This window comes from Maridesulfovibrio sp., from assembly GCF_963677005.1.
Taxonomy (GTDB): domain Bacteria; phylum Desulfobacterota; class Desulfovibrionia; order Desulfovibrionales; family Desulfovibrionaceae; genus Maridesulfovibrio.
This window is the reverse complement of record NZ_OY781616.1, coordinates 4,153,072-4,179,619: the sequence shown is the minus strand read 5'-3', so window position 1 is coordinate 4,179,619 and position 26,548 is coordinate 4,153,072. Positions and strand designations below refer to the sequence as shown.

At 51.3% G+C, this 26,548-nt stretch carries 19 protein-coding genes and 1 tRNA gene; 12 read left to right on the top strand and 8 right to left on the bottom strand.

Annotated features, from left to right (window positions below; all coding sequences use genetic code 11):
* Positions 1–161: 161 nt before the first annotated feature.
* Together groL and ACKU4E_RS18445 are read right to left on the bottom strand one after the other, a co-directional pair.
* On the bottom strand, positions 162–1,751 hold the full coding sequence (groL, locus tag ACKU4E_RS18450; RefSeq protein WP_320172532.1) for a chaperonin GroEL: 1,590 nt from the start codon (positions 1,749–1,751) through the stop codon (positions 162–164).
* Positions 1,752–1,801: 50 nt separating this feature from the next.
* Positions 1,802–2,074 (bottom strand): co-chaperone GroES, encoded by a 273-nt coding sequence (locus ACKU4E_RS18445; RefSeq protein WP_320172531.1) that lies wholly within the window; start codon positions 2,072–2,074, stop codon positions 1,802–1,804.
* A 493-nt stretch (positions 2,075–2,567) separates the two neighbouring features.
* Between ACKU4E_RS18445 and ACKU4E_RS18440 the strand changes: the two genes are divergently transcribed.
* Positions 2,568–2,840, top strand: coding sequence for an HU family DNA-binding protein (locus tag ACKU4E_RS18440; protein WP_320172530.1), 273 nt, complete (start codon positions 2,568–2,570; stop codon positions 2,838–2,840).
* A gap of 193 nt (positions 2,841–3,033) precedes the next feature.
* Positions 3,034–4,404: an MATE family efflux transporter gene (locus tag ACKU4E_RS18435; RefSeq protein ID WP_320172529.1), complete on the top strand. Its 1,371-nt coding sequence runs from the start codon at positions 3,034–3,036 to the stop codon at positions 4,402–4,404.
* 175 nt (positions 4,405–4,579) lie between these two features.
* Here the strand turns inward: ACKU4E_RS18435 and cbiM are convergent, their stop codons facing one another.
* Positions 4,580–5,188, bottom strand: a complete 609-nt coding sequence (gene cbiM / locus ACKU4E_RS18430; protein WP_320172528.1) for a cobalt transporter CbiM — start codon at positions 5,186–5,188, stop codon at positions 4,580–4,582.
* A gap of 605 nt (positions 5,189–5,793) precedes the next feature.
* On the opposite strand from cbiM, the gene ACKU4E_RS18425 reads away from it, so the two are divergent.
* The 5 genes from ACKU4E_RS18425 to ACKU4E_RS18405 all read left to right on the top strand — a co-directional run bounded on the left by ACKU4E_RS18425 (position 5,794) and on the right by ACKU4E_RS18405 (position 12,760).
* Positions 5,794–5,967, top strand: coding sequence for a hypothetical protein (locus ACKU4E_RS18425; RefSeq protein WP_320172527.1), 174 nt, complete (start codon positions 5,794–5,796; stop codon positions 5,965–5,967).
* 1,277 nt (positions 5,968–7,244) lie between these two features.
* On the top strand, positions 7,245–9,071 hold the full coding sequence (locus ACKU4E_RS18420) for a biotin/lipoyl-containing protein (RefSeq protein WP_320172525.1): 1,827 nt from the start codon (positions 7,245–7,247) through the stop codon (positions 9,069–9,071).
* A 33-nt stretch (positions 9,072–9,104) separates the two neighbouring features.
* A complete protein-coding gene (locus tag ACKU4E_RS18415) occupies positions 9,105–9,383 on the top strand; it encodes an OadG family protein (protein WP_320172524.1) in 279 nt (92 codons plus the stop codon).
* A 54-nt stretch (positions 9,384–9,437) separates the two neighbouring features.
* Positions 9,438–10,520, top strand: coding sequence for a sodium ion-translocating decarboxylase subunit beta (locus ACKU4E_RS18410; protein ID WP_320172523.1), 1,083 nt, complete (start codon positions 9,438–9,440; stop codon positions 10,518–10,520).
* Positions 10,521–11,023: 503 nt separating this feature from the next.
* Complete coding sequence (locus ACKU4E_RS18405) at positions 11,024–12,760, top strand: phosphoenolpyruvate carboxykinase (protein ID WP_320172522.1); 1,737 nt, start codon at positions 11,024–11,026, stop codon at positions 12,758–12,760.
* A 74-nt stretch (positions 12,761–12,834) separates the two neighbouring features.
* Here ACKU4E_RS18405 and ACKU4E_RS18400 read toward each other — a convergent pair whose 3' ends face one another.
* From ACKU4E_RS18400 to ACKU4E_RS18385, 4 genes are all read right to left on the bottom strand, one after another.
* Positions 12,835–13,485, bottom strand: coding sequence for a cytochrome b/b6 domain-containing protein (locus ACKU4E_RS18400; protein WP_320172521.1), 651 nt, complete (start codon positions 13,483–13,485; stop codon positions 12,835–12,837).
* Between the two features lie 2 nt (positions 13,486–13,487).
* Entirely contained in the window at positions 13,488–15,116 is a 1,629-nt protein-coding gene (locus ACKU4E_RS18395) for a tetrathionate reductase family octaheme c-type cytochrome (RefSeq protein ID WP_320172520.1), read from the bottom strand.
* Between the two features lie 64 nt (positions 15,117–15,180).
* A complete protein-coding gene (locus ACKU4E_RS18390; protein ID WP_320172519.1) occupies positions 15,181–15,666 on the bottom strand; it encodes an iron-sulfur cluster-binding protein in 486 nt (161 codons plus the stop codon).
* Positions 15,659–16,636 (bottom strand): 4Fe-4S dicluster domain-containing protein, encoded by a 978-nt coding sequence (locus ACKU4E_RS18385; RefSeq protein WP_320172518.1) that lies wholly within the window; start codon positions 16,634–16,636, stop codon positions 15,659–15,661. The genes ACKU4E_RS18390 and ACKU4E_RS18385 overlap by 8 nt, the downstream gene beginning before the upstream one ends.
* Before the next feature lie 251 nt (positions 16,637–16,887).
* On the opposite strand from ACKU4E_RS18385, the gene ACKU4E_RS18380 reads away from it, so the two are divergent.
* From ACKU4E_RS18380 to ACKU4E_RS18360, 5 genes are all read left to right on the top strand, one after another.
* On the top strand, positions 16,888–18,276 hold the full coding sequence (locus ACKU4E_RS18380; protein WP_320172517.1) for a sigma 54-interacting transcriptional regulator: 1,389 nt from the start codon (positions 16,888–16,890) through the stop codon (positions 18,274–18,276).
* A gap of 412 nt (positions 18,277–18,688) precedes the next feature.
* Positions 18,689–19,978: a citrate synthase gene (locus tag ACKU4E_RS18375; RefSeq protein WP_320172516.1), complete on the top strand. Its 1,290-nt coding sequence runs from the start codon at positions 18,689–18,691 to the stop codon at positions 19,976–19,978.
* Between the two features lie 174 nt (positions 19,979–20,152).
* A tRNA-Leu gene (locus ACKU4E_RS18370) sits at positions 20,153–20,239 on the top strand.
* A gap of 311 nt (positions 20,240–20,550) precedes the next feature.
* The gene (locus ACKU4E_RS18365; protein ID WP_320172515.1) at positions 20,551–22,695 is read left to right on the top strand and encodes a methyl-accepting chemotaxis protein; all 2,145 of its coding nucleotides are present in this window, start codon (positions 20,551–20,553) and stop codon (positions 22,693–22,695) included.
* Between the two features lie 238 nt (positions 22,696–22,933).
* Positions 22,934–24,595, top strand: a complete 1,662-nt coding sequence (locus tag ACKU4E_RS18360) for a serine/threonine-protein kinase (RefSeq protein WP_320172514.1) — start codon at positions 22,934–22,936, stop codon at positions 24,593–24,595.
* Between the two features lie 81 nt (positions 24,596–24,676).
* Here ACKU4E_RS18360 and asnB read toward each other — a convergent pair whose 3' ends face one another.
* Entirely contained in the window at positions 24,677–26,545 is a 1,869-nt protein-coding gene (asnB, locus tag ACKU4E_RS18355) for an asparagine synthase (glutamine-hydrolyzing) (RefSeq protein WP_320172513.1), read from the bottom strand.
* Between the last annotated feature and the right edge of the window lie 3 nt (positions 26,546–26,548).

The window sequence follows — 26,548 nt, the reverse complement described above, 5'->3', positions numbered from 1 at the left end:
GCGGCCAAAGGCCCACTAGCCCTTAGGCGAGAAGTCTTCTTCGAGTCTTAGGGATATGGAGAGCAGCGATGTCCGCGACCCTTTGGAATCCCTGACATGAAAAAGTCCCCCGAAAGCATCTGCTTTCGGGGGACTTTTAAATTACCTGTACTGAAAACGACTTATTCGTCGTCTTCTTCAACGGCGTCGGAGATTGCGCATTCGGTGGTCAGGAGCAGTCCGGAAACGGAAGCTGCGTTCTGGAGAGCGATGCGGGTAACCTTTTTGGGGTCGATGACACCGGCTTTGATGAGGTCTTCGTAAACACCGGTTCCGGCGTTGAAGCCGAATCCGTCGGTGCCCTCGGCAACCTTTTCTACTACTACGGAACCTTCGAAGCCTGCGTTTTCGGCGATCATGCGCAGGGGCTGCTGGGCAGCGCGGCGGATGATGTTGATACCGGCCATTTCGTCATCGTTTCCGGCCTTGACGTTGTCGAGGACTTTGGCGCAACGAACCAGAGCGGTACCACCACCGGCGACGATGCCTTCTTCAACAGCTGCGCGGGTAGCGTTGAGAGCATCTTCCACGCGGGCTTTCTTTTCCTTCATTTCAACTTCGGTGGCTGCACCGACTTTGATTACGGCAACACCGCCAACGAGCTTGGCAAGACGTTCCTGAAGTTTTTCGCGATCGTAATCGGAGGAGGAATCGGCGATCTGAGCTTCGATCTGCTTTACACGGCCCTTGATTTCATCGGGGGAACCTGCACCGTCTACGATTACGGTGTTTTCCTTGTCGATGCGAACACGCTTGGCAGTACCCAGACCTTCAACGGTCATGGCGTCAAGGGACAGGCCGATGTCATCGGAAACAACGGTTGCACCGGTCAGGGTTGCGATGTCCTTAAGCATTTCCTTGCGGCGGTCACCGAAGCCGGGAGCCTTGATGGCGCAGACATTCAGGTTGGCGCGCAGTCTGTTGACAACGAGAGTTGCCAGGGCTTCGCCGTCCACGTCTTCCGCAACGATGAGCAGGGGACGGGACATTTTAAGAACCTGTTCAAGAATGGGCAGAAGATCCTTCATGCTGGAAACTTTCTTTTCGCAGAGCAGGATCATGGGATCGTCAAATTCGCAGACCATCTTGTCGGTATCGGTAGCGAAGTAGGGGGAAAGATATCCGCGGTCGAACTGCATACCTTCAACAACGTCCAGTTCGGTCTTCATGGACTTTGCTTCTTCAACGGTGATGACGCCTTCCTTGCCGACTTTGTCCATGGCTTCGGCGAGGATTTCGCCGATGGTGGAATCGCTGTTGGCGGAAATGGTGCCTACCTGTGCGATTTCAGCTTTATCGCGGGTGGGTTTGGCGAGATTACCGAGTTCTTCGACAATGGCTGCAACAGCGCTGTCGATACCGCGTTTGATGGACATGGGGTTACGTCCGGCGGCAACGAGCTTTACGCCTTCCGCAAAGATGGACTGAGCCAGAACGGTAGCAGTGGTGGTACCGTCACCGGCGATGTCGTTGGTCTTGGAAGCGACTTCCTTGACCATCTGAGCGCCCATGTTTTCGAATTTGTCATCAAGGTCGATTTCCTTGGCAACGGTAACACCGTCTTTGGTGATGGTGGGAGCGCCCCAGGATTTTTCGATAACAACGTTGCGGCCTTTGGGTCCGAGGGTTACTTTTACTGCTTCAGCAAGAGTATCCACGCCTTTTTTGAGGCGGTCACGTGCAGTTACATCGAATTCGATAGTTTTAGCCATTTTTATTGATTCTCCTGAATAGAAAAAATGAGTTTTAACGGATGTGCTGATTATTCAACGATGGCGAGAATTTCTTCTTCGCGCATGATGATGTATTCGTCTGCATCGATCTTGAGTTCGTTTCCGGCATATTTGGCGAAGAGAACGATGTCTCCGGCCTTGACGGTCATGGCAACTTTGTCCTTGCCGGGACCTGCGGCAACAACTTCACCTTTCATGGGTTTTTCTTTGGCGGAGTCGGGAATGATAATGCCACCGGCGGTTTTCTGTTCGGATTCCAGACGCTTGATAAGTACACGATCCTGTAACGGCTTGAGATTCATGATTCCTCCAAGATAGAATAACTTTTTGTGATAATAGTAAGTAATCCGCGACATTCGGCGGATCAGACTTTTAAATTTCAAAAGCCTGCGTATTGCAGCAGGCCCGGGCTCCCATCGGGAGGCAGGCTTAAATTAAGACAGGGAGATGAGAAGTCAACACCGACAGTTGAAAAAAAGATTAAAAAAAATACTCTCTCACCCCCATCTATACATCAGGAAGCCTTGACTGTAGGACATTTTGACCGTTAAAGATGTTTTCAGCTTGACAATATCCTGCTGTTGCCTGTACTCCGCGACCTCCGACCTGAATTTGTACTGTCCCTTGTATGACGCGGAAGGATATTCCGGCAATGTATTTCTAGTTTGAACATTACGTCACCAAGTTAAGATTTGTCTTTGACTATGGCTTTTTCTTTACATCTGGTGTAGGGCCATCTGAGGGGACGGATATTCTGCCGCGACTGCGGACAAAATCACTTTGAAGGAGTTAATTATGAGTAAGACTGTTCTTGTCAAAAAAATCCGGGAAAAACTGGATCTGAGCGCAAAAGACGCTACCGCCGCCCTTGAAGGAGTTCTTGGAGCAATCGAAGACGGCCTCAAGGAAGAAGGCAACGTTACCCTTACAGGATTCGGCACATTCAAGACCGTAGAGCGTTCCGCCCGCACCGGCCGCAATCCCCAGACCGGCGAGTCCATCCAGATCCCCGCATCCCGCGGAGTAAAATTCACCCCCGGAAAGTTTCTCAAGGACGCAGTTAAATAGTCGCTGATAATTTGACCGTCAAAAGCCGCTTCCGGGATTTACCGGAAGCGGCTTTTTTGTTGCATAATTAAAAATAATAGTTAAAACGTTTCTTTTCATCATCAGGCAAAGGGCAGTTCTTCCTTTTTCGTAATCTGAACATATCTATTTATACACCATTCAACCATACCCGGATATCACGGAGCTAATACAAATGCCCTCTTCCCTATGGAATCAACCCTTCGGCTACAGAGATGTGCTCAAAATAAGCATGCCCCTTGCCGTAAGCATGGCATCAACCACAATCATGCAGGTTACGGACCGCATATTTCTCGGACGTTACTCTGTGGAGGCAATTGCCGCAGCACTCCCTGCCGGCATAATGGCCTTCCTGTTCATCTCCTTTTTTATGGGAGTGGCCAGTTATATTAATGTATTTATCGCCCAGTATACAGGAGCAGCCAGACCGGACAAAGTAGCGGTAAGCCTCTGGCAGGGACTTTACTTCTCACTTGGAGGGTGGGTTGTGCTGGCCTCCCTTGCATATGCACTTACCCCGGTGCTGAAAAGCGGCGGCCATCCCCCGGAAGTACTGGAACTTGAGATACAGTATTTCAGAATACTCATGCTCGGAGCCGGACTGCCGCTGCTGGATACAACTCTTTCGGGTTTCTATTCCGGCAGGGGGCTGACCAGAACAGTAATGATCGTGAACATGATCGGGGCCGCTGTTAACATCCCGCTTGATTACGCGCTGATCTACGGAATAGGGATATTCCCTGAAATGGGCATAAGAGGGGCAGGGATAGCCACGGTTACTTCATGGAGCCTGATCGTACTGATCTACCTGCCGCTTATTTTCAGCAAGGCAAACGAAGCCACATACAAAACAAGGAGCCAGTGGAGATTCGACTGGGAATTTTCAGTCCGTTTCATCAAATTCGGTTTATCCAACGGACTCCAGTTCTTTCTGGATATTTTCGCGGTGACGTTCTTTGTTTACATGGTCGGACGGCTCGGAACCATTGTTCTGGCCGCAAGCAATATCGCGCTTTCAATTGACGGAGTTTCCTTCTTCCCGGCATACGGGCTGGCCGTGGGGGTAAGCACGCTTGTGGGACAGGCTGTGGGCCAGGGAAGACCGGACTATGCCCGCAGAGCTACCAAATGCGCCTTTCACATTGCCTGCATATGGATGCTGCTCATGGGCTGCATGTACATGCTCATCCCGGACACGCTCATCTCGCTGTTCCGTCCTCACGAGCTGAACAACGCCCAGTTTTCCGAAGTTCTGCAACACGGCCGTGTCTACCTGCTTTTCATGGCGGCATACATTCTGTTCGACGGGCTGGCCCTTGTATACTCCGGGGCGCTCAAGGGTGCTGGAGATGTTGTTTTCATCATGAAATCGGTAGGCTTGTTCTGCGTGGTCCTGATGGTTATTCCATGCTATCTGGGAGTGGAAGTATTCGGATGGGACGACCATTTCCTCTGGTCAATTTTCACCGCCTATGTGCTGGTACTCAGCCTGATATTTTACTTCAGGTTCAGAAGCGGTCGGTGGGAAAAGATGAAGGTTATCTGATTACCAGAACAAAAACGGATCTCGCCCGGCCATTAATAGCGGGAAGAAATGATCCAGCGCCGTATTGTAATAAAAAAGGCTGAAACTCAACGCATTTCAACATGCGTGAATTTCAGCCTTTTATTTTGCACTCTGAACTTATGCTCCGGCCTGCAGTGCCCGAATGTGCTGCCGGTTATATTTCCTGACTGATAAGCAGAATTTCCGGCCTTACTTTCTGGAGGAATCCGTAAGCAAACGCGCAAATGAAGCCCTCAATGATCATGATGGGAATATGCCCGTAAATAATGAGCTTGGCCACGGAAATGAAGCTTTCGTCGGTAAAGGAAAGAGCCAGAGCGGTAAGCACGGAAGACATGGCAATGGACAATGCTCCGCAGAGAAAAGCCCCCATGCTCATGCCTGCGCCCGGTTTGTTCAGCAACGGGCGGAAAATGTAATGACAGGCCACGGCCGGAAGAGCCATTGTGGTGGTATTAACTCCAAGAACCGTAAGCCCGCCGAACTGGAATAGGATGGCCTGCAGAAGCAGCCCGATCATAATTGCCGGGAAAGCCGCCCAGCCCAGCAGAAGTCCCATGAGGCCGCTGAGAATAAGGTGCGCGCTGGACGGACCTATCGGAACATGTATGAGCGATGCTACAAAGAATACAGATGAAAGCAGGGCCACGGAAACAAGCTTTTCCGAATCCAGCTTTTTAAGTCCGATGACAGTTCCCACCAGTGCAACGGCAGCCCCGCTTGCAAGGACAGGAATGGAAAGAACACCTTCCGAAATATGCATACCCGCAACCCCTTTTTATTACTCTGCTTTAACCTTTACATCCGCCGTAATCCGATACTCGCATACACGGCCTGCGGCACTGCTCAGCCCCGACTGAAACAGTCTTGCCTCGGCTTATCAACCGGAGTCTATTACTGAAAACCGCCCCGCAACCCAATCTCTGGAAATCTGATGCGTTGCATACGCAGCATACATATTGCTGTTATTTACCGGTTCTCGACTGTGGACGGAAGACAGACGGCATTGCGATCCAAGAACCTTTTTTAATTTTACAGCAGCCCTTACTGCATACATTTTTTAGAATTATAGCACCCCATAGTTCATGTCAAGACCATCTATTTAGCGGCTGAGACTGGCATAACCGATTAATGCCGCGGAGATAGCCGAACGAATTACCTTTTCCCATCCAGCACCCTTAACCGTATTAATGCTGTTCCTGCACTCATTCTACCTGCTTCTTAATTAGAATATTTCACGGTCAGCAATTTGACACCACCCTTTGCTATGATCCTCTGTGAACAAAAATTATGCTTAAAAATTAATTTGTTATACATCTTAATATACACTGGCACACGAGTTGCTTTTCCTTGGCAAGGAGGAAAAAAATGCGCAAAAAAAGACTTATTGAAAAAACAGTACCCGTTATTTTCGATGTTGTTGTATGGAGCGGATTTGCCGCATTCCTTGTCGCAACCTACATTGCCTGCCATACCCTGCTGCAGAGATTTCCGGAGCAGGTTAACAAGATAATCGGCCTGCTGCAGAGCTTTACAGCCTGAATACGATTTCCGGGCAACTCCGAAATATGCAAAACGACAAACAGGCCGGGGACTCTGTTGCAACGGTAAAGCCTCGGCCTTTTTTCGGGTGACCGAATATCGTGTATATTGATTATGAGTCAGTCTGGCAGTTTTTCCAAATGGAAATGCCTCATAAAACTTTCATGGCTGCGTAAGCACAAAAGACTGATTATGACCGCCACCCAATATCAGACCTGCGCGTCTTGACATCTGAAGAGAAGGAACTAATATCTACCTATTGAAAATGACATTCTATCTCATTGAGGACAAATAATATGCAGGACTTAATTGTTTTTTTATTGATTGGTGCGGCTGCCGTATTTCTGGGCTGGAAGTGGTTCGGAAAATCCGGGTCAACATGCGGATGCGGGTGCAACTGCTCAGGAGCAGGAAGTTGTACAGACTCATCCTGCTCTGAAAAGAAGGGAAAAGACCTTCCTCTACAAAAGTTGTAAAAAACTTTAAAAACAAACTGTTAGAAAAAACATCGATTCAATACAACTCAGAATAACTCCTCCGCCCAAAAGCATTCATTCCCGATTTTCAGGAATCTGCTTTTTGGCGGAGCTCTTTTTGTGGTCCCACCATCTCCAGGAGTGCGCGCCCACAGCCATTCTTTTTCATCAAATTCCATTTCCCATATATTTTAAATTTTTTGACGGCAAAATCGTCAGTCCTCGAAAAATTCAATTTCAATTTTTCGCAATTAGCTACATTTTAAGTCGGTTTTTGTTCGCTATCGCAAGAAAAGTACACATTGGAAACAAAAATGTTAATCCCCGGAATCAGAACCTTCAAAAATGTTGTTTTTCGCACAGCACATAATTCATTTGTGAACTTTTTAACGATGTACCTTGTCAAAGCTCAAAAATGAGACACCGTCTACAGCATGCGAAAGCAGTCCGGGGCAGCATAAAACTAAAAAATAAAAATTTCACAAATGCAGCATGTTACCCAACATTTAGAAACGGTAGACGAGAAATCCAACCGCTGTCGTTATCCTCAATGAGTCAAATTTCTAAGTGTATCGTACTAATTTTTTCTAAGCCACTCTTTTTTGCTGAAATTGTCAGAGCATTGTGCTATCACGTAAAAACTTTCAGCTCGTCACATTGCCTCACTTTAATATCTGGCTAGACGAAAAGTTCTCGTAACATACTGGTTTCCTTTAAAAAATTTGGGTTTAACGCGAATGTGGAACTGTAAACTGTTCTGTCTACAGTCATGCCTACATTCTCAAACCATAGGGAGGGGAAGTGGCCAAGAAAAAGATTAGGTTCATGTGTACTGCCTTTCGTGACGGTTTCCAGTCCGTATACGGAGCCAGGGTCAAAACCGATGATTTCATGCCTGCCGTTGCAGCGGCTAGGGAAGCAGGAATCGACTGGTTTGAAGCTGGCGGGGGTGCACGGTTCCAGGCCCTCTATTTCTATTCCAATGAAGATGCCTTTGAAATGATGGACAGGTTCAGGGAGACGGCAGGACCCGACGCGGATCTCCAGACACTCGCTCGCGGTGTCAACGTAGTCGGTCTCGAATCCCAGCCCAGCGACGTCATCAAGGCCCATGCCGACCTTTTTGCCAAGCATGGAATAACCACAATCCGCAACTTCGACGCCCTGAACGACGTCAACAACCTGATCTACAGCGGCCAGTGTATTGTAGACGCAGGTCTTAAACACCAGGTTGTGGTTTCCATGATGGAACTGCCTCCGGGATGCTCCGGAGCACATGATGCTGCTTTTTACGAAAAGACTCTGCGCCAGATTCTGGACGCCGGAATCCCTTTTGATTCCGTCTGTTTCAAGGATGCCTCAGGAACATCCACTCCGGCCAAAGTTCACGAAACCATCAAGCGGGCCAAAAAAATGCTGCCCGCTGATGTAATGCTTAACTTCCACACCCACGAAACAGCAGGGATCGGCGGACTCTGCTATATGTCGGCCATTGAAGCCGGTGCGGATGCCATCGACCTTTCCATGGCACCCGCTTCAGGCGGAACCTGCCAGACCGACATAGTGACCATGTGGCATATCCTGCGCGGCACCGATTACACAATCGATGTCGATATCGACAAGATTATAAAAGCAGAAGACGTCTTCCGCGATTGCATGAAAGACTACTTCCTGCCACCCGAGGCCACCCAGGTTGACCCCATGATACCGTTCAGCCCCATGCCCGGCGGAGCTCTCACCGCGAACACCCAGATGCTCAGGGACAACGGCCTCATGGACAGGTATCCCGAAATCATCCGGGCCATGAGTGAAGTAGTGCGCAAGGGTGGATTCGGAACATCGGTTACCCCCGTTTCCCAGTTCTATTTCCAGCAGGCGTTCAACAACGTCATGTTCGGACCCTGGAAAAAATTTGCTGACGGATACGGCAAAATGGTTCTCGGGTATTTCGGTAAGACCCCGGTATCCCCCGACGCGGAAGTGGTTAAACTCGCTTCCGAACAGCTCGGACTGGAACCGACAACCAAGACTCCCCTTGAAATCAACGACGCCGACCCGACCAAGGGTCTGGGTGTTGCCCGCGAAATATGCGAAAAAGAAGGTTTCGAACTCACCGATGAGAATATCTTCATTGTCGCTGCCTGCAAAGACAAGGGTGTCACCTATCTTAAGGGCAACGCTCGCATCGGCATCCGCTATAAAAAGGATGTTGAAGCAGAGCAGCTCAAAAAGCTCGGTGCCACAGTCGGCGGTGGTTCCGGCTCCGGAACCGTCAATGTAACAGTGGACGGAAAATCCTATACTGTTAACGTGGACGGCTCCACCGCAACTGTCAACGGCAAGTCCTTCAACGTGGGCGCAGGAGATGGAGCCGCTACGGCCTCCAATGCTCCGGCTGCACCGGCAGGGGCCACAGAACCTGTGGCAGCTCCCATGCCCGGACTCATCATCCGCCTGGCAGTGGAACCCGGCTCCGCAGTGCAGGAAGGCCAGACCATCGTGGTGATGGAAGCCATGAAGATGGAAATGGAAGTCAAGGCGCACAAGTCCGGCACCGTCACCTCTTTCGCTGTAACAGCGGGAGACCAGGTGCAGCAGGGCCAGCCTCTGGCGCAGATGACCGTCTAGCTTCGCCAACACTAAACGCAAAAGGAGATTCCAATGCAACAGGTGTTGTTTAGCTGGGACAACGTGGTCGCCGGAAACGGTATGTCGCTTTCCATAACGGGCATGAGCATCGTGTTCGTGGCTTTGATCATGATAAGCGTCTACATTGCACTGTTGCCCAGTATCGCCGCATTGTTGAACAGGATCGTCCCGCCTTCGGCCCATCACCACGGGCCGGTGGCCAAGGCTCCCGCCCCGGCGGTAAAAAGCGGGCCGTCTGAAGCCGAAATTGTGGCGGCTGCAGTGGCATATCTGCACAAAAACAAGGGCTAGACAGACGTTATGGACATACTACTGCACTTTTTTAACACAACAGGCTTTGCATCAATGACCTTTGGCAACTTCATTATGATTGTCATCGGTATCATTTTCATAGCCCTGGCTATTGTAAAGGATTACGAACCGCTGCTCTTGCTGCCTATCGGCTTCGGGGCCATCGTGGGCAACATCCCGGTCATCGCCGGGATGCCGCTTAGCGTCTACGATGACGGCAGTGTTCTCTACTATATATACTTCGGGGTCAGCAAAGGTGTTTTCCCCCCGCTGATCTTCCTTGGTATCGGAGCTATGACCGATTTTTCGTGCATGCTCTCCAACCCGAAACTGATTCTGCTCGGTGCGGCCGCCCAGATGGGTATTTTCATAACCCTCATCGGAGCCCTGTACCTGGGATTCACACCGTCTGAAGCAGCTTCCATCGGTATTATCGGCGGAGCGGACGGCCCCACGGCCATATTCCTTTCCTCCAAGCTGGCACCGCACCTTCTGGGTGCAATCGCCATCGCGGCATATTCATACATGGCACTGGTTCCTGTTATCCAGCCGCCGATCATGAAACTGCTCACCAGCAAGGAAGAACGGCTTATCCGCATGGCAGCCCCCCGTCAGGTCAGCACCCGTGAAAAGATTCTTTTCCCGGTAGGCGGGTTCATTATTACCGCACTGATCGCTCCAGGGTCACTGGCTCTGGTGGGTATGCTCTTCTTCGGAAACCTGCTCAAGGAATCGGGCGTAACCGAACGCCTTGCCGAAACGGCACGTACCGCGCTCATCGACTCGGTAACCATACTGCTCGGCTTCTCGGTCGGCGCCTCCACCCAGGCACAGACCTTCCTTACTCCGGACAGTCTGCTGATCTTCGGGCTTGGTGCAGCTTCCTTCTGTGTTGCCACAGCAAGCGGCGTGCTCTTTGCCAAGTTGATGAACGTGTTCCTGAAAACAAAAATCAACCCGCTGGTCGGAGCCGCCGGAGTTTCGGCTGTTCCTGACTCGGCCAGGGTTGTCCAGACTATTGCCAGAAATGAAGACCCGCACAACTTCCTGCTCATGCACGCCATGGCCCCCAACGTAGCCGGGGTTCTTGGTTCCGCTGTTGCAGCCGGTGTGCTCTGGTCAGTTCTGGCTATGTAAGGAATCAGCGATTATTATGCTCAAGCCTGATATTCGAATGAAACCCTGTGGGAGCAAACGTACAGTTGCGCCCGGGGTACGCATGAAAAAGGCGACCGGGCAGAAAACCGTTAAAAGATATTAATATGGAAAGGCGCATTCTCGCTACGAGAATGCGCCTTTTTCATTACTGCCATCTCAACAGGGAAGGCATTTGAAAATGCATTGCGGGGATATTTGCGCAAGTCATCAGGGAACTGCTCACCAGGGAATTCCGTTTGTTGATAAACGGAGAAATGAGTAGTGGCTTTTTAGCGCAAATAGAGTTACAGGCCGTTTAAAAAATGGCGAACAGCCGACATTGGTGTTAAATTTTGCTCCGACAGGGAATGCGTAAAGCAAGGAGCGATATTTATCGGCACTTCTCCTTTTTTTAACGGCCTGTAAATTCAAACAATCAGAAACAAGTCAATCAGGGACGGTCCTGCAGGATCGTTTGACTTACATTATCTTTGGAGGAAAAAGTGGCCAGTCAGTCAACCTATGAATTCTACAAAGACGATCTTTCCAAAATTCCGCCTCTGCGTGCCATTGCGGAAACCCTGCTTGTCGACAGGCGGGTTCGTAAAATCAATGCGGCCGAGGCATACGAACTTGCCAGAAAACAGTGGGACGTAACCGAAACAGACCAGTTGGTATACCCCAAGGCAGCTAAGCGTCTGGGTCTCCCCGAGGGGGCGAAACTTCTCAACAACTGCCAGGGCAAGATTGTCGGGCGCACCGCCATGGCCCGCAGATTCTACAACCGCTTGAGCGGCCCGGATCAGCGCAAAGTCCTCGCCGACCTGCGTGAAGCCATTTCCGACATGCAGAAACGCCCGCTCATCAAGGCAGAAGCTGTTGTCGGACTGGACAAGGACCTGATGATCAAAGCCACCATCCTCGGCGGCGAAGACGATGCAGCCAACATATTCAACTGGCTGGTCAACTTCACCCCCTTTGATGAACTGGCTGAAGAATACGCAAAAAGTACCGGTCTCCCCATTCAGGACATTATCATCATCGGCGACAACCTCTGGCGCAATGACGATCCGTTCTACCACAATCAGGGATTTCCCCAGTTGGCTCTCGTGGATGAAGAATGCAACGTCATCTACAATTTCGGCATGCGCTATTTCGGCGAACGCAAAAAGGGAACACTAACCCTGGCCTGGACATCCGGAATACGTGTCGGCATGGCAGCCTGCCACGGCGGCATTAAGGAGATTGATTTCACCTCCTGCAAGGACGAGGAAAGCAAAAAGCTCGGCAGAAAATCCATTGCCTTCTTCGGACTTTCCGGAACAGGCAAATCTTCCCATACCAACTCCCACGACAACGGCGGCACCCTGCCCGAAGGATTCAGCAAGCAGGTCCTGCACGATGACGCCTTCCAGATCGACATCGAAAACCGGGTCTGCCGCGCATGGGAACCCACACTTTTCGACAAGACCGATTCCCGCCCCCTGGGCAATCCCGACTGGGAATACATGGTCTCGCTCATGAACCATGCCATGCTGGAAATCGACGGAAAAATCGTTCCTCTGGGACAGGACATCCGCAACCCCAACGGACGTGCGCTCATTGACCGCGACGTTCTGGGTGAATACGTAAACCGCTGCACATTCCCGGACTCCCTGTGCTGGCTCATGAAAGACACATGTCTGCCCCCCATAATCCGCTTTACCGACACTTTCCTGGCGGTGGCGATGGGTGCAGCCCTCATGACCAAGAGAAACATGGCGGAAAACGTATCCGAAGAGGAACTCAAGAAGCTTGTATTCATCCCCTTCGCCAACCCATTCAGGGTTTACGAACTCTGGAAGGACGTTAAAGCCTTCGCCGATGTATTCGACAGCGGAGCACACGGCTACAGCTTCAACTCCATAGGTTTCTGGAAATCTTCAGACAGCGACCTCAACCCCATCCCGCTGCAAACCTCTCTTACCCTGCAGTCAATGATCCTTACCGACCAACTGGAATGGGAAGATTGGGCACTGCTGCCGGGAGCCCAGATTCCAAAACGCAACTGCATGGAAAAAATCATTCCCGGCTACTACGACACCTACAACCCGGAAAATGTGGACAACCGGTCCGACTATATCCAGACCCTAAAAGACCGTTTTGCCCAGCGCAGACAGTTTCTGGAACAGACCGAAGATCTCAACTGCAAGCCTGATCTGCTTGCAAAACTGACCAAGCTGCTCCACATAAACGCCTGATCACAACCAGACAGAAAAGCCCCGGAAAGTTAAACTTCCGGGGCCTTTTTCTATATTTTTTTTAAAAACCTATCTCATCCCTTTTCGTGGACTTCCCAGTCCTCGGCCTTGTAGTCTTCCGGAACTTCTTCCCAGCCGCTGAACATGGCCGCAATATGTGCCGTTACCGAATGACCGGTGGTAGTCATATAAATATGAACTATCAGGAAGGCCAGAAGAGCGTAGGCACAGGCGGTATGGATCACCGCCACGGTCTGCAGGCTTAAGAAACCAAGCCCGTATGCCGCCCAGTCATTGTAGGTCCAATACAGCAGCCCGGTAACCATCTGCAAAGGCAGCAGAACAGCCGACAGCCCGAGGTAAACCAGACGCTGCAAGGGATTGTGCTTTGCATCCTGACTCTTGCGCACGGGATGCTCTTCTCCCTTGAAGATGCCGGAGGCATAATACCTGGCGACTTCGAACAGCTTTCTGGAAGTAGGAACATACTGCTTCCACTCCCCGGTGGTAAGCAGCCAGAATATGATGAAGACGAAGAGCACAAGCCAGCTTATGCCCAGCGTGTTATGCAGGTCCACAGCCCGTTCGAACCCGAACAGTTCATAGACTCCGTGCACTTCCAGTCCGGTTATCATAAGCAGAATGATCAGGGCAGCCTGAGTCCAGTGCCAGAAACGTTCAAAACGGGAATACAGATAAATCTTCTTCATGTTGTGTCCGGTCATGGCTAGTCCTCCTTGCGTCCCTTCATGAAAATGCGTCCCAGGGCATGCAGCACCACGCCTACGGCTGATGCCAGCACTATGAACCATCCTCCGGCATCGACAACGGATGAAGAATCACGTCCCGGCATGTAGAAACAGGTCATCTTGGCAAGGCGACCGTTCTTGCTGTGACATTCCTCACAGGCCAGGGCATCGTCCTTGGGCGCTACCATGTGGGTGGTCGGGTAGACATATTCGGTGTCCACGAAACCGACTTCACCGCTGAACGGCAGCCCTGCGTACTTCATTCCGGCCTCTGCGGCCTTGGTCCAGTCATACCCCTTCCAGTATGCGGCATCGTCCTTGCCGAACAGGTGAGGAATGATCATGTTCTTGTTAACCTTGTCGTAGGGAGTCCTGCCGCGATGGACCTTGAAAGGCATGATCCGCGAACGCCTGTCGCCAATGCTGCCCACAGGCATGGAGACACGTACAGGCTTGGATGGGTCGATTACGGTGCGCGCGGTAATGGTGTCTATGGTCCCGTTGAACCAGTAGTATTCCGGCACCACATTCTTTTCCCAGCGCATTTCACCCTTCTTGGTCATGTAAACCGGCTTGCCCATGTCATCCTTCACCACGTAAGGCTTGCCGTCCTTCTTCTTTCCGGCCTTGGACCAGTCCCACCACATCTTGGTAGGCAGAACACGTGCGAAAGTGGGAATATGGCAACTCTGACAAGCGACCTTGTCGGTATGGTCATTGAGCTTCATACCCAGTTCGCTCTTGTGGGGTCTGGCGCTGTGGCAGGATTCACACATAATCTTGGAACCGAGGTCATCCTCAAGCAGCGACTTGCGTTCAGTCGCCGCCGGAGTGGAATAGATACGCCCTGCAATATCATGCCGGACAGTGGAATGGCAGCGGGTACAGGTAAAATTCTGTCCGTCCAGCCCCATGTGAACGTCCAGAGTCTTGGCAGGCTTGAGCATTGAGGAATCGAGGTCTCCGTGCTTCACGCCGTCTCCGCCACCTCCGAAGAAGTGACAGGTTCCGCAGTTCTTGCGGGTGGGTCTGCCCACGGACTGAGACACCTTGTTCCAATCCGGCGCGGCATAGTACTTTCCGTTGCCCTTGAACTTCATACCCGGAGGAGGTGCGGGATTACCGGCCCCGGCAGGAAACTTCTTATAGGTTCCGGTCTGTTCATGACAGACAAGACAGTCTATCTTTTCCTGCGATTCGAAATCGAAATCCTTGTTCTTCCATCCGTACCCTGCGTGGCAGGAAGTACAGCGAGGCTCGTTTGATTGGATGTTGATGCAGAAATTGTTGACCACCAGACCGCCCTTACCGACCTTGAGTTCCTTTTCGGCTCTCGGATCAAGCCAGGTCCAGTGAATGGTCTTGTGAAACTGATGTCCCGCCTCGGTGTGGCAGGTCAGGCAGGCCTTGGTCACTTCCGGCCCGCTTGCAAAAGGTTGCTTCAATGCATCGAACTTGGAATGATCGGCTGTAATCCAGAGTTCCTTGCCCTTCATCGCCTGACGGGCCATCTCCCGGCCGGGAGCAGTGTCACCGGCAGCAAATGCCGGTACCGCCAGGAACACAACCGCCGCCAGCAGCAGTATCGAGTTCCGCATGATTCTCATCTCCACCCTCCATACGTTATAAATGACCGGGACGGCCCGCGACCGCCCCGGATACGGTTCGCAATCATCCGGCCGGATCGGAATTACCGGCAGGAATATTTCTGGCAGGCGCCTCGTAACTCTTCCTGCCCGAAAAAAAGAAAACCATGGATACGATTCCGAGCAGAATCGCCGACCCGAGATGGGTCCAGTCAAAAAGCATAACGAAATAGGGATCAAATGTGATGTCCGGCAGGTTCTTCAGAACCCTCAATCCGCCGGTGATAAACACGGCCAGATAAAGGAGAACCCGCCAGATTCCCGATGCAGTAATCCGGGAAACACCCCTGTTCCGGGCAATGAACCCTACAGCCAGGTAAAATGACAGATAAAGGAGCACTGCAGCAAAAATATAGTGCAGCTTGTTGGTCAGATAAAAATCGGCCAGCCAACCCAATCCCGGCAGATCGGCAATGTAATACCGCTTGAAAATGGGCATCTGGGCAGCGCCGGTAAGGGCCATGAAAAACAGGGTGATCTTGAAGCAGAGAACGGCGATTCTGTTATTCATTATCCTTCCTCCCTGCAGAAGAAAGGTAGTTACCGGCCTTGATCAGGGCTGCGGCAACCCCGGCAAATGGAGCCACTCCGGCAGCATAGGCCAGCTTTTCCTCATCGGCCATGGAGTCCGGCACTGTTCCAAGTCCCGGCCTTCCGGGCCCCTTATCAACCGCCTTGTCCAGAAGATCGAATGGAACCGGGGAAACATAGATGGTGTTGGTTCCGCCGTTTTCCTCCTCCCCGTATATGAACCAGTTGTTCTTTTCAGCCAGTTCGTGGGCTCGCGCCAGAATCTCGCTGCGCGGGCCGATGCTCTGCACATTCTCCGGACAGGCTTCTATGCAGGCCGGGATCTTGCCGTCAGCGATGCGGTTGTAACAGCGGTCACACTTGTACATGACTCCGTTACCCGCAAAATTCGGAAGCAGACGCAGGTAAAGTCCTACGCCGGTCTGCCGTTGCGGAATGTGCCACGGACAGACCGAACGACACTTGGCTCCGCCCAGACACACGTTATCGAAAATCCGGACAATCCCGTTTTCCTGCTTTGCTGCCGCGCCCCATGGACAGAGATTCGCGCAGGGAGCATTACGGCAGTGCAGGCAGCGGCGGGGAATATTAATTTCGTGCGTTTCGCCGTTGTATTCAACTTCCGCACTCTGGATATACAGCCAGTTGTAGGGAGTCAGCCGATCATCAACATCGCGCCTGTCGGACCAGTCCTCCACCTTTGCCCGCGAAACCGGATGCATAACCGGAAACGGCTTCCTGGGTTCCGGGTACTTGGCACCGTTGGCCTCACCGCAGGCCGCCACACATTCTCCGCAGCCCACGCACTTCGAAAGATCAAGCAGAGTACACAATTCCTCACTCTGTCCGGATGCAGCAGCATTTCCCGCAGGCAGGAGCACGGCCGCGCTGCCGACCCCGAGTCCCTTCAGAAAATTTCTTCTCGATATTCTGTTCTTATCAACATTCATAAGCGATTCCTGAATACAGATTCTGTTAATTAGGTCGTAAAAATTCAAAACCACTCATGATTAAAGCAGAAACCATGCCTATTACGACTATTAACACAATAAACCCCTCAGGTGTACCTTTTTCGCTTTTTCAAAGCCAAATAAGCAGTTGCGGGGAATTAACCGGCAGGCTTTTAATTGGACATATGTTTAAACATATGTTCAAACACTTAAACACAACGATTAAATTTGAACACTTTTTGAGCAAAGACATGACGGAACAAGAAATAAATCTGTATCTGCGGGAAGTGATAAACACCATGAACGACGGGCTGCTGATAATCAGGCCCGACGGAACCGTTCTGCTGGTAAACGATGCACTGCTGCGCATGACCGGTTTTTCAAAGGAGGACATCATCGACAAGCCCTGTTCCGTGCTGGGTTGCGATGCGTGCAGACGGGTCAGGGAACAGACCGACAAGCACTGGTGCGGGTTGTTCGAAAAACGCAGGGAAAGCCTCAAAAACTGCCACATTATCCGCAAGGACGGAAGCTACCTGCACGTAATCAAAAACGCATCCCTTCTCCGGGACGACAGCGGACAGATACTCGGTGCGGTTGAAACACTTACCGACATATCGGAACTGGACCGCAAGGAGCTTAAAATAAGGGAGCTTTCGCAGAAGATACGCCATAGGGATGAAGGTTTCTGCGGTTTTGTGGGAGATTCATCCCCCATGCGCAAGGTTTACTCCCTGCTGAAGAGAGCGGCCGGAAGCGATGCCCCGGTCATAATCTACGGTGAATCCGGAACCGGCAAGGAGCTGGCCGCCCGCGCCATTCACGAACTGGGGCCGCGCAACGACAGACCGTTCGTTCAGCTGAACTGTGCCGCCTTGAACGACTCCCTGCTGGAAAGCGAACTTTTCGGGCATGTCAGAGGAGCCTTTACCGGAGCAATCCGCCACCGCAAAGGCCGCTTTGAGGAAGCCGCTGACGGAGACATCTTTCTGGATGAAATAGGAGATGTCCCGCTGCCTATTCAGGTCAAGCTGCTGCGGGTTCTGGAAACCAGAACTTTTGAAAGGGTCGGGGAAAGCATTCCCCTTTCCATGGACGCAAGGCTCATTACAGCCACGAATCAGGATCTGCGCGCACTGGTGGAAGAAAAACAGTTCCGAGAGGACTTTTTCTTCCGCATAAATGTGATTCCTGTGCACCTTCCGCCGCTCAGGGAGCGCAAAGAGGACCTCCCCCTGCTGGTGGAACATTTCATAAGTACCAACAAACACCTGGCAAACAGCGAAGGCCCCACTCCGGAAACCATGCGCATGCTCACCGATTACAACTGGCCGGGCAATGTCAGAGAACTGAAAAGCGCGCTTGAATATGCTGCAGTGGTCAAGGATAACGGCCCGATACAGCCTGTGCATCTGCCTCCGCATATCGGAAACGGTCCGGCCGGAGAATGCGTATGCACGGAAAATTTCATACCTGCTGCGGTTTCGAATGATCCGGATGAAAAACGGGCACTGATCAAAGCTCTTGAGCAGACCGGGGGGAACAAGAGCCGCGCCGCGGAAATACTGGGAATAAGCCGGGGAACTGTTCACAACAGGATGCGCAAGTACGACATCCGTTATTCCATCCGTGAAACATAGTTCACCTTAATAGCATCACAAAGGCCTTTTACGACCAGCTTATTCGACGTCTAATATAATTATGTCCACCCCCTCCCACTGGACTTTTTACCGGATTTTGGGTAAAGCTGACACCAACATCGGGAAATCATATTCTGTATTTTCCCAGCAACTCAGCAGTGCAACCTTTTACACTGGAAACTCTTCATGCCCGTCACAAGGGCTGCTTCCAGTTCAAAAATCACATATTCTGCCCGCTTAACTTTCCGGTTCCCTATAGGAACCAGGACCTTTGGAACCGGACCGCAGGACACCGCACATTACGGGTCAACGCAATAATTGCGTCCGGCCCGGAACAGTTCCGCGCGGAATTCTGCCCAGGAAACACACATCCATAGCGCGCACAGACCAATTAACCGGAGGATTATAGCACATGAGCGACAAGAAGACGGCAATTCTCAAATATGACGGAAAAGAATACGAACTTCCCGTGATCACCGGCACGGAAGGCGAGACAGGCATTGACGTCACCCAGCTCCGGGCGCAAAGCGGACTGATCACCTACGATCCCGGTTTCGCAAACACAGGTTCCTGCACCAGTAACATCACATTTGTAGACGGCGAAAACGGAATACTGCGCTACCGCGGATACCCCATTGAAGAACTGGCCGAACACGGAACCTTCACCGAAACGGCATGGCTGCTCATCTTCGGCGAACTGCCCAAAAAAGAGGACCTGACCCGCTTCAGTGCCCTGCTTACCGCAGAGGAACTCATCCACGAGGACCTGCGCCACCATTTCGAGGGCTTCCCGACTCACAAAAATCAGCCCATGGCCATACTTTCCGCGGTAATCAACGCACTCGGAAGCTATCATCCGGACCTTTACGACATTAACAACAAGTCGGAATTCTTCCTGGCCGTGGGAAAAATCATATCAAAAGTACGTACCATTTCGGCCTTTTCATACCGCAAATCAATAGGGCGTCCTTTCGTATACCCGGACCCCGATCTGAGCTACTGCCACAACTTCCTGCACATGATGTTCTCCATCCCCTACAAGCAGTATGATCCGCCGAGGGAAGCGGTCAAGGCTCTCTCCCTTATCTTCCAGCTGCACGCGGACCACGAACAGAACTGCTCCACCTCCACCGTGCGTATGGTAGGTTCCACACAGGCCAACATATTCGCATCCGTATCTTCCGGCATATGCGCCCTTTGGGGCAGACTGCACGGAGGGGCAAACGCTGCCGTCATCAGTATGCTTGAAAGCATATACAACGGAAACTATACCATTGATGAATACATAGAAAAGGTTAAGAACAGGGAATGCAGACTGATGGGCTTCGGCCACCGCATTTACAAAAGCTTCGATCCGCGCGCCAAAATCCTCAAGAAGGCAACCCACGAACTGCTTGAGCAGGGATTCAGCGACCACCTGCTGGAAATTGCCATGAAACTTGAGGAGCGAGCCCTTTCGGACGACTATTTCGTGGAAAGAAAGCTCTACCCCAACGTGGATTTCTACTCTGGAATAATCCTGCGGGCTCTCGGTATCCCGGTATCCATGTTCCCGGTTATGTTCGCCATAGGCAGAATGCCGGGCTGGATCGCCCACTGGTACGAGGATTACACCAACCCCAAAACCAGAATCAACCGCCCCAGACAGATCTACACCGGGGAAACCACCAGGCATTACGTGCCTATTGATTTCAGAAAATAGCCAACAACCGAAAGATATACCTGTCAAAACCGCCCGGAATGAGTTCCCGCATGGGATTCGCATTCCGGGCGGCGAGTTTTTTACGCCAAAGAAAAGTTATTTCACTTAAAATCGATTTTTATGCAGAAAAAGCTTGCAAAAGATTCTGCATGTACCTATACAGGTTCTCGCCGTGCCGAAGTGGTGGAATTGGTAGACACGCTAGGTTCAGGGTCTAGTGGGGGTTCCCCCGTGGAAGTTCGAGTCTTCTCTTCGGCACCATCCTGCAAATTAAAAGCCGCAATCATCTGATTGCGGCTTTTTGCATTTTCACACACCGCCAACCTTTATCACCGCCACTTTCTTCGGTGTAGCCCCACAGACTTCCATCCAAACGATCCATACGCGGAAAAGACAACAATTCAGCCACGCTTACATAAATCCCCCCTTAACCATCCTGTAACAAAAAAATAATTATACAAGCTACCAATTTTATGGTTTAAATAAGACAGAATACCCTAATAGGGATTCTCATTAAGTCATGCACAACAGGGATAACTATCAAGCCAACAATCTGTTCAGCGGGGGGAGGAATGAATTTCAAAAACTGGAGCCTGAAGAATAAGATCATAATCCCGACATTTTGCATTGTCCTGCTTATACTGGTGACAAGCACGTGGATTATGACAAGCCAGTCCCGTGATCTGGCCGTCCGACAGGCTGAAGAACTGGCCGATGACAAGGCCCTGGGGTTCAGCAATGAGATTGCCGACACCCTTGGAAGGGCACTGACAGTGACCAGAACCCTGGCAGCGATGTTTGAAGAGAGTGCCAACTACAAAACCATTCCGGACAGGGAGCTGCTTGATTCCGTGCTGATAAAGACCCTGGAAAAACATCCGGGACTTGCCGGGGCGTGGTGTACTTTTCCACCAGATACTTTTGACGACAGGGAAGATGAATATCGCGGCAAATACAAAGGAGCTTACCGCAACTGGTATTACCGCAACGAGGGGAAAATAGCTGCGTCATTCGCCGGAGATGAAAACATAACCGGTCAGGAATGGTTTGAAAGCCCCATGGCCGGTGATGTGGAGACCATAACCGAACCTTACCCCTGGGAAGTAGACGGGAAAACATTCTGGCTCTCATCAACGGGCTACCCCATAAAAAAACACGGAAAAAACATCGGCGTGGTCGGAGTTGATTTCTACCTCAGCGACCTTCAACAGAAAGTTCTTGAAATAAAACCTTTTGAGACTGGATATGGTTTCCTTGTAACCAACAAAGGTATGATAGTAGCCCACCCGGATTCCGACAAGCAGGCCAAAAAGCTTTCAGAAATACTGCAGGGCGAACATAAGGAGCGCATACTCGAAGCTATCAAAAACGGCAGTAAATATTCCTACGTCGGCCCGTCACCGGTTACCGGGACGATGGAGTACGTGACCTTCGCCCCCATTAAAGTCGGCAAGACAGATTTTCCATGGAGCCTGGCCGTTGTCATTCCCATGGATAAAGTAAAGGCGCAGGCCGATGCCATAGCTACGGTCAGTATGATGAGCAGCGGCGTATCGATCCTTGTACTGCTCGTAGTACTCTGGCTGCTTGCCAACCTGATTTCAAAGCCGATCATCAAAACAGCCGGGTACACGGCAACGGTAGCCGACGGCGACCTTGATGCGGTTCTGGACATAGAGCAGAAGGACGAAATCGGACATATGGCTCAATCACTGAAAGCCATGGTAGGCGAGCTAAAAAAGACCATCCATAAGGCGGAAGAGGAAACACGCAAGGCGGAAGAGGAATCCGAAAGAGCCCGCAAGGCCACGTCAGAAGCGGAAGAGGCGCGGGAAAGAGCCAACAGGGCGCGGCAGGAAGGTCTATCCCAGGCTGCGGAACGTGTTCAGCAGGTGCTTGAACATGTTGTTTCAGCTTCGGAAAAGATGTCTGTTCAGTCCAATGAGCTTCAGCACGGCGCTGAAATTCAGAGCGAAAGAATATCCTCCACGGCCACGGCAATGGAAGAAATGAATGTGACCGTGCTGGAAATAGCCAAAAATGCCGGGGACGCATCCACTGCCGGCATAGAGTCTCAGGAAAAGGCAAAAGAAGGTGCAAATGTTGTTGAAAAATCGAGGGAATCTCTTTCCCAGACAGTCTCGGAAATCGACAACCTCAAGAAGACCATGGAAGAACTTGACCAGCAGGCCAAGGGAACAGGCGCAATCATAAGCACAATTACCGATATTGCGGACCAGACCAACCTGCTGGCGCTCAACGCGGCCATAGAAGCCGCCCGTGCAGGGGAAGCGGGACGGGGCTTTGCGGTGGTTGCGGATGAAGTACGCAAACTCGCGGAAAAGACCATGACCGCCACCAGCGAAGTTTCGGCTTCAATAGGGGCTATCCAACGCGTGGCCACGGAAAATATCGCATCAATGGAGACTGTTTTCAAACGCATTGCCGAGGCTAACGAACACTCGGCAAACTCAGGCTCCATGCTTGGTGAAATAGTGCAGGGAGCGGAAACCAGCGCAATTCAGATACAAAGCATAGCCACGGCAGCAGAAGAACAATCAGCAACATCGGAAGAAATAAACAGGGCTATAGACGAAATCAACCGGATAACCGAGGAAACAACCCACGGTGCCCGTGAACTTGCCGAGGCTCTGGAATCATTGGCCGAACAGATTGCGGAAATGCAGCGCATCGTGGACGACCTGAAAAACGAATAAAAACCAAAACCCTGATAGACGAAAATCCCCCGCACGTGAAAACATGCGGGGGATTTGTTTAATGGCGGGGCTTAACGACTTATCCTTACGTATAAAACCTCGTAATCATATAGTTAACGACCCGTAAATCAGATTAGTTCCCACCCTTCTTCCCCTTCCTCTTTGCGTAAATTTTATGTATGCAGTTCAACTGAGAATAACATGTCATATTTACGTTTAGTTATATGAAGGAATCACTATGTCGTTTAAATGCTGGAACTGCGGAACCGAACTGCCGGAGGGCACCGGAGAATGCCCTGAATGTAAAACTTCCCTTGATGGGAAAACCTTTGAAGGGATGCAGACAGCAGGACCGGAAGGGAACGTCGCACAACAGATTGTTCCGGGCGTGACCGTTGCCGGGAGATATAAGATACTGCGCGAAATAGGGCGCGGAGGCATGGGCATTGTATATCTTGCCCATGACCGAACCATGGACCGCGAAGTTGCTTTCAAGGTCATTCCGCAAGCCCTTGCCATGGACCCCACCGCCATTGCCGATTTGAAACGCGAAACCTCCATAGCCCTCGACCTTACCCATGAAAACATAGTGAGGCTGTACAACCTTGATACATGGGAAGGACAGGCTTTCGTAACCATGGAATATGTGGAGGGCGGCAGCCTTTCTCATCTGCGTGCGGAACGTGGGGGCAGAATTTCAATTGATGAAGCCCTGCCCATATTTGAACAGATCGCCCAGGGTCTCGATTATTCCCACCGCAAGAATCCGGCGGTGGTTCACCGTGATTTGAAGCCGCTAAACATTCTGATCACCAAAAACGTCCAGCCCAAGATTGCCGACTTCGGCCTTGCACGTGTCATGCGCGATTCCGCTTCCCGTGTATCAGGCAGAGATTCCGCCGGGACACTGGCTTATATGGCCCCGGAGCAGATTCGCGGTAAAGGGATCGGACCATGGACGGATATTTATGCTTTTGCGGCTGTGGCATACGAGATGCTGGCCGGAGAACCGCCCTTTTCCACCGGCGATCTGCGCTGGCAAATTCTGAACGAAGAACCGGAACCTATTGCCGGTGTACCGGAATATGTAAACAGGGCTTTGTTTGCAGGGTTGGCGAAGGATAAGGCTGGTCGTCCTGAAAATGCTGCGGAACTGGTAAAGATGATTAAATCAGGCCCTGAAACATTCACCTTTTCAGCTCTTGCCGGGCATGAAACAAACACTACGGGAGTTAATGTACAGACAGGTAAACATTCTACTTGTGTCTCTCCGGAATTAAAAGAAACGGAAGCAGGGCAAAAAATTGTCTACAGAGCAGTAAATGTCTTTTTATTACTACTGGTAATATCTATGATAATCTTATTCAACAGTGACTGGTTAGCATCATTAATACCAACTGAAATTTTTTTTAAAATTAATCCTAAAAGGCTAATTACTCTAATTTGTTTTACATTTTGTTCATATACATACTATTTTTTTGCCCCAAAATATCAAACAGCAGGATATAATAAAACCAGAATTAATTTTTTGAGATCTTTTTTAGGGCTCCCATGGGTATTCTTTAATATCGCATCTTTTCTAGACTATGTAAGATTTTATTTAACACCATACTTAAATCCTTTCTTTAACAACAAAGAAATAACTTCAATGGAATTATATTTAGCTTATACAGCTTCAGCATGTGTCATATTGCATATGAACAAAAATTTTATACGCAGACACTACAAGAACCCTATCTATATAATATTTTCCCTGTTGAAAACATGCTTAAAAGAAATACCGCTGCTGCCATTTTGGATATTCAAGACTATTTATTGGGATTTGAAAACAGCTATACTCTATATTATTAAGTGTTGTAAGAATCCTCAGAACATCAGTGAATCGGAAAGAACTCTTTAGCCGGAACAAACGACAAGGCACAAAACAGGGTTACCCGTTCCTCTAAGACAAATGACTTTCCTAAAGAGAAATCCCGCCCCCTCACCCCCGCATGCCGTCAAAACAGCAGGCCAGCATCATCAGGGAGAAGAGTTGCCGCGAACAGTCCCTTGCGCCGCACTGATGACGGTCCCAAACTCGCTGCACACCCTTGCGGTTCACTACCGAGAGATACCCTGCACCATCATCCAGAAGTACGGAATGCAGATATTCCTTCCAGCCGGTACGCGCCAGCGAACCGAAGGGAATGCCGAAACCTTTTTTCGGCCGGTTCACAATTTCCGAAGGCAGAAATTCAAGGGCCATTTCCCTGTGCACAACCTTGCGGCGGCCCAGCCGGACCCGGAACTCAAGGGGCAGGGAATTCACAAAATCCATCAGCCGCAGATCAAGCATCGGGACACGCGCTTCAAGGGCCACGGCCATGGTTATCTTGTCGCCGTACAGCAGCAGATCGTCCGGCAGGTTCATGTGCATATCCACACGCATCATCTTCTCTGCCGAGGCCATATTCATATCCGACAGAGACTCCAGCCAGTAGCGGATGCCACTCACCGCGTGTCCGCTGTCTTCCCTGCCGGTCAGTTCCCTGCGCTCATCAGCGGAGAACAGGGCTCTGGCCTCGCAGAACCGCAGCGCTTCATCGGGAATGCCGACCATGCGCACTCCCCGGTAGACTGCATCCGGCAGTCCCGGAATACGACCTACCAACCCGGAAAAACAGCCCGCAAGCCCCGGAAAAGGAATCATCCGGCGCAACAATTCGGCCTGATACAGCAGATAGCCGCCCCACGGCTCATCACTGCCCTGCCCGGTAAGCACCACAGTAACATCACGCCGGGCCAGCGCGGCAAGGTGCCACATGGCCAGCATGGAAGTGGTTCCCAGCGGTTCCTCCACCGAGGAAGCAACAGACTGCACGCACTCCAGCAGCTCCCGCTCACCGAGACGCACGTATTCGTGCTTTATTCCAAGCACTTCGGCAGTGCCGGCGGCATCATCTATTTCGCATTCAGACACATTGTGCTCAAAACCGACGGTGAATCCGGTAATCCCCGGCATCCGCCTTGCGGCCATGGCCGCCACTAGAGCCGAATCGATTCCACCGGAAAGAAGCACTCCCACCGGAACATCGGAAAGAAGCTGCCCCTCCACCGCCTGAGCGAGCCTCTCCCGATACGCATTTCGCGCATCCGCAATTGAGCCCTCAAAAACCTCCCTTGACTCCCCGGCATAGCGATAGGATTTCATCCGTCCGTTATCCAGAGAGAGTTCCAGCACATGTCCGGGCCGCAGTTTTGCAACCCCCTTGTACAGAGTCTGTGGAGACGGGACAAAACGCAGGGTAAGGTAGGTCTGCAGGGACTGCATGTCCATTGCCGGATCAAGCCCGGAAACAGCCAGCAGAGCCTTTATTTCCGAGGCGAAACAGAATGTCTCGTGACCGGTATAGTAAAGGGGTTTGATGCCGTAGGGGTCGCGCGCAAGGTAGAGTTTCCGGTCCACGGTATCCAGAGCCGCGAAGGCGAACATTCCGTTCAGCAGCTCCAGAGTACGCCCAAGCCCGACAGCGGCCAGGGATTCAACCAGCGTTTCAGTATCCGAAGTTCCCCGGAACGGCCCTTCCAATCCTCCACGAATGGAAAGATGATTGTAGATTTCGCCGTTAAAGGTCAGCAGCCAGCGCCGGTCGCGGCTGAACATGGGCTGCGCACCGGCCGGGGAAAGATCGAGTATGGAAAGACGTGTATGGCCGAACTCCACCTCATTTCCGCAGACCTGAAGACTTTCGCAGCCCCGGCCGTCCGGCCCCCGATGTCCGATCAGGTCCAGAGCCGCAGCCACGCCGTGACCGGATGCCCCGCCCCCGGAACCGTCATTTAACAAAATTCTGCCGATAATACCGCACATACG

Bases quoted from the DNA above. Each gene is read 5' to 3' on its own strand.
- groL (WP_320172532.1), bottom strand. From the start codon at position 1,751: ATGGCTAAAACTATCGAATTCGATGTAACTGCACGTGACCGCCTCAAA.
- ACKU4E_RS18445 (WP_320172531.1), bottom strand. From the start codon at position 2,074: ATGAATCTCAAGCCGTTACAGGATCGTGTACTTATCAAGCGTCTGGAA.
- ACKU4E_RS18440 (WP_320172530.1), top strand. From the start codon at position 2,568: ATGAGTAAGACTGTTCTTGTCAAAAAAATCCGGGAAAAACTGGATCTG.
- ACKU4E_RS18435 (WP_320172529.1), top strand. From the start codon at position 3,034: ATGCCCTCTTCCCTATGGAATCAACCCTTCGGCTACAGAGATGTGCTC.
- cbiM (WP_320172528.1), bottom strand. From the start codon at position 5,188: ATGCATATTTCGGAAGGTGTTCTTTCCATTCCTGTCCTTGCAAGCGGG.
- ACKU4E_RS18425 (WP_320172527.1), top strand. From the start codon at position 5,794: ATGCGCAAAAAAAGACTTATTGAAAAAACAGTACCCGTTATTTTCGAT.
- ACKU4E_RS18415 (WP_320172524.1), top strand. From the start codon at position 9,105: ATGCAACAGGTGTTGTTTAGCTGGGACAACGTGGTCGCCGGAAACGGT.
- ACKU4E_RS18410 (WP_320172523.1), top strand. From the start codon at position 9,438: ATGACCTTTGGCAACTTCATTATGATTGTCATCGGTATCATTTTCATA.
- ACKU4E_RS18400 (WP_320172521.1), bottom strand. From the start codon at position 13,485: ATGACCGGACACAACATGAAGAAGATTTATCTGTATTCCCGTTTTGAA.
- ACKU4E_RS18395 (WP_320172520.1), bottom strand. From the start codon at position 15,116: ATGAGAATCATGCGGAACTCGATACTGCTGCTGGCGGCGGTTGTGTTC.
- ACKU4E_RS18390 (WP_320172519.1), bottom strand. From the start codon at position 15,666: ATGAATAACAGAATCGCCGTTCTCTGCTTCAAGATCACCCTGTTTTTC.
- ACKU4E_RS18385 (WP_320172518.1), bottom strand. From the start codon at position 16,636: ATGAATGTTGATAAGAACAGAATATCGAGAAGAAATTTTCTGAAGGGA.
- ACKU4E_RS18380 (WP_320172517.1), top strand. From the start codon at position 16,888: ATGACGGAACAAGAAATAAATCTGTATCTGCGGGAAGTGATAAACACC.
- ACKU4E_RS18375 (WP_320172516.1), top strand. From the start codon at position 18,689: ATGAGCGACAAGAAGACGGCAATTCTCAAATATGACGGAAAAGAATAC.
- ACKU4E_RS18365 (WP_320172515.1), top strand. From the start codon at position 20,551: ATGAATTTCAAAAACTGGAGCCTGAAGAATAAGATCATAATCCCGACA.
- ACKU4E_RS18360 (WP_320172514.1), top strand. From the start codon at position 22,934: ATGTCGTTTAAATGCTGGAACTGCGGAACCGAACTGCCGGAGGGCACC.
- asnB (WP_320172513.1), bottom strand. From the start codon at position 26,545: ATGTGCGGTATTATCGGCAGAATTTTGTTAAATGACGGTTCCGGGGGC.